Origin of the sequence: Pelomicrobium sp. G1 (assembly GCF_051905455.1) — a bacterium.
Lineage (GTDB): Bacteria > Pseudomonadota > Gammaproteobacteria > Burkholderiales > UBA6910 > Pelomicrobium.
In genome coordinates, this window is sequence record NZ_JBQACR010000031.1 from 1 (window position 1) to 3,937 (window position 3,937).

A 3,937-nucleotide genomic window follows, 5' to 3' on the forward strand; every position below is an offset into this window, starting at 1 on the left:
CCGGCGACAAGATTGCCCAGGGCTTTGCGCCTGAGAGTCCCTTTCCCAACGTACAGCGCTACTTCTTCGGCGATAGCCGCGACAACCGCTTCAGCGGCGGGGCCATGGAAGACCATCTGTACGGCGGCGGGGGCGAGGACAGCCTCGACGGGGCCGGCGGCCGGGATTATCTCGAGGGCAACGCCGGCGCGGATACCCTTCAGGGCGGCGCGGGGGAGGACACCCTGGTGGGGGGCGCGGGCGAGGACCGGCTGGAAGGGGGTGCGGGCTTTGACACTTATGTGGTGGGTTCGGGGCGCGATGCGATTTTCGACGCCGACGGCCAGGGGGTGGTGAAGGATGGGGCGGGACGGGTGATCGCCGGTACGTTCGTGAAGCAAGGGACGCAGTACGTCTTCCTGGCCGATGCGGGGATCACCGCGACGCGCAACTCCCCGCTCACCATTACCCTCTCCGGCGGCGCCTCGGTGGTGATCGAAGATTACGAGGAGGGGGCGCTGGGAATTCACTTGAGGGAAGGGGCGCAGCCCTCGGAGACCGTCATCGCCGGCGACCAGGACCTGGCAGCCCCGCACGACTATCTTGCGGGCGTGCCGGACGCTACCGTCGGCTACCACTGGAAGGCGGGGGTGGGCGACGACGTGGTCAACCCTAAGAGCCTTGCCGACGATCGCATCGAAGGCAACGAAGGCTCGGACGTGCTGGCGGGCAGCAACGGCAACGACGAGCTCTACGGGGCCGATCGGGTGGAGCTGGTGGACTTTCTCGCCCAATCCCAAAACGCCGCCCGCATCGAGGGCCGGGGCGACTGGCTGAGCGGGGGCTTGGGCGACGATCTTCTCGTCGGCGGCCATCGCGATGACGTGCTCATGGGGGGCGGCGGGCGGGATCTGCTGGTGGGCGGCGGGGGCGATGACGTGATCGATGGCGACGACAACTTCCTTCCCACCCGCAGCGGTTTCTATGATGGGGGCGAGATTCCAGAACGCTTCCTCGGCGCGGTGGCTTTCGACTGGAGCGTCGATCGCGGCGACCCCCTCAATCCCCTGTTCTCCCCGGTGGCGGCTTTCGCCAATGCGCGCGACGTGGGGGCGGCCGACGTGGTCTACGCGGGGGCTGGGAACGATATCGTGGTCGGGATGCTGGGCGATGACCTGCTCCACGGGGAGGCCGGGAACGATGTCATGACGGGTGATGAAGGCCATGACCTTCTCTTTGGCGGGGACGCAGCCGACCTGCTCCACGGCGACGGACCGAAGCTCGTCGACCCCGCCGAGGCGGGGCGGGATTTCCTCGACGGGGGCGCGGGCGATGACCTCCTGATCGGCGGCGGTGAGGCGGATGTGCTCGTTGGGGGTGAGGGTTCAGATCGGCTCTTCGGGGATGGGGACGACGTGCCCGAGGCCTACCAGAAGGGCGATTCTCTCGATGGCGGGGACGGCAACGACTATCTCCGGGGTTACGGCGGGGACGATCTTCTCTTCGGTGGCGCCGGTGACGATGCGTTGCTGGGCGAGGCGGGGGCGGACACGCTCTCCGGTCAGGACGGAGCCGACCTGCTCTCCGGCGGCGAAGGAGACGATCTGCTCTTCGGCGGTACGGGCCAGGATGACCTGCAGGGCGATGGGGGCAAGGATCATTTGGACGGGGAGCAGGGCGACGACCTCCTCGCCGGAGGCGCGGGCGATGACGAGCTCTTCGGAGGCGAAGGCGCAGACCAGCTCGCAGGCGACGAAGGCCACGACCTCCTCGCCGGCGGCGAAGAGGCGGATCGCCTCTTTGGCGATGCGGGGGATGACCGGCTTTATGGAGGCGAGAGCACCGACCAGCTCGAGGGAGGCGCGGGCGATGATCTCCTCGACGGGGGTGAAGGGTCCGATTATCTCGCGGGCGGGGCGGGCAACGACACCTACGTCGTGGACGCTTCCGATACCGTCTTCGATGAAGAGGGGGAGAACCTGATCCGTTTTGCTGCCGGCGTCTCGGCCGATGACCTCGTGCTCCAAACCCGCTTTGATGATCGCGGTCCCGCCTATGTGCTCACTGTCCAGGGTCGGGAAGTTTACAGCTTCCCGAAGGACAGGCCGGGGCTATTGCAGGGCATCGAGTTCGCCGACGGCAGCGCCTTCACCAGCCCTGAGGAGGTGCTGGATTTTGCCTACCGCGCGCCCCAAAACCTCGTGGGGCAAGAGACCGACGATCTGCTGGTCGGATGGGGAGGAAACGACTACCTTTATGGAAGCAGCGGCAACGACACCCTTCACGGGGGCGCTGGCACCGACCACCTGGAGGGCGAGGCGGGAGATGACTTCCTGTGGGGCGGCAAGGGCGAGGACTTCTTGCGTGGGGGCGAAGGCAGCGATACCTACCTCTTCAAGCGCGGCGACGGACGGGATGTGATTCTCGAGGAGGGCAACGCCGCTTCTGTCGACACCCTGCAACTCGCCCCCGACATTCTGCCGCAGCATGCAACCGTCGCCCGCCGGGCGAACGGCGACCTGGTCGTCGAAATCCAGGGCACCGGGGACGCGGTGACGGTCGAGGGCTGGTACAACGAGCCCCGCAATCGGATCGAGCGCATCGTTTTCGGGGACGGGACAGAGCTTCGGCTCTCCGACCTGGAATCCCTGCCGGTTGCGCCGATCGTGGGCAGCGAGGGCAACGACCGTCTGCAGGGCACGCCGGCACAAGACACGCTTCTCGGGAGGGACGGAGACGATGTCCTGGATGGCGGTGCAGGCGAGGACCGGTTGGAAGGGGGTGCCGGCGCGGATACCTACCTCGTGGGTTTTGGCATGGGCCGGGACAGGGTGGTCGATGCCTCTGCCGAAGTTAACACTTTGCGACTGGCCGAAGGACTCGGCTTTGACCACTTGGGGCTGCGCCAGCAGAACGCTGATCTCTTCGTGACCCTGCGCGGGAGCGAAGAAGGCGTGCTCCTAAACGACTACTTTGCCCAGGATCAGCGCTGGCAGGTGCGGCTCGCGGATGGGCAAACCAAGACGGTGGCGGAGCTGCTCCTTCGCCCCGATCCCCATGAGGGCGACGAGGTGGCGCGGGCGTGGGAAGACTACATTGCCGGCGCCCGGGCCCAGCACGAAGCGCATTTGAGGCGCCTGGGCTATCGACCGCGGGGCGACGGGGCGATGGAATACATCCCCGAGACGGTCAGCCTGGCCTACAGTTTCCGTTGGACCCAAAGGACCTATTACGCCGGCACGCTGGCGGGGACGACTTCAGAGACTCGTCGATTCTCCAGCGCTTTGAACGGATTTGGCGGCCTCTTCAATCTCGATCACTTCTATCGCTATGTTGAGAAGTTCGTTTTTTCCCGCCAAGCGTCCGATGAAGCGGTGATTATCCGCAGTGCCCCGTCACCCGAACGGGTGGAAACCGATCTGGACGAGCGGGTAGCCCTTGCCCTCCGATGGGATCGAAGTGACCGAGGTCCCGTCTATGGCGGGTCCTGGAGTCACACCTATATGGATGTCGATCCGCTGACGAACGAACTGAAGACCTTTTACCGCGACAGCGGCACGGACGAATACGGCTATCGCACCTATACCCTCTTGGGCTATACCCCAAGCGATGCCCCACCGAACGTGGATACCTATGTGCCGCTGACCTGGAACCCCGCGCCGCTCATCGTCAAAGTGGAGCGCCAGCACGAGCGGAGCTGGACCCTCGAGGAGATCGTCGCCGGCCCGAGCGATAACGAGATTCATGGCAGATGGGATGAGATCTCCTTGATCGACGCGGGGGCGGGCAACGACGTGGTCTACGCGGGCCGTCAGGACTTCGTGTACGGCGGGAGCGGTGACGACCGGCTCGAGGGAGGAAGGATTGTTTATGGCGGTCCTGGCAACGACACGCTGCTCTACGGCACCACCCTTCTTGGCGGCCCGGGCGAGGACGAGATGGACGGGGGACAGGGGGC

The 3,937-nt window shown here is 65.9% G+C and carries 1 protein-coding gene; it reads left to right on the forward strand.

Annotation, left to right across the window (positions count from 1 at the left end):
• The coding region (locus ACTFO6_RS17195) for a calcium-binding protein (RefSeq protein ID WP_439935660.1) at positions 1 to 3,937 on the forward strand (3,937 nt) is incomplete at both ends.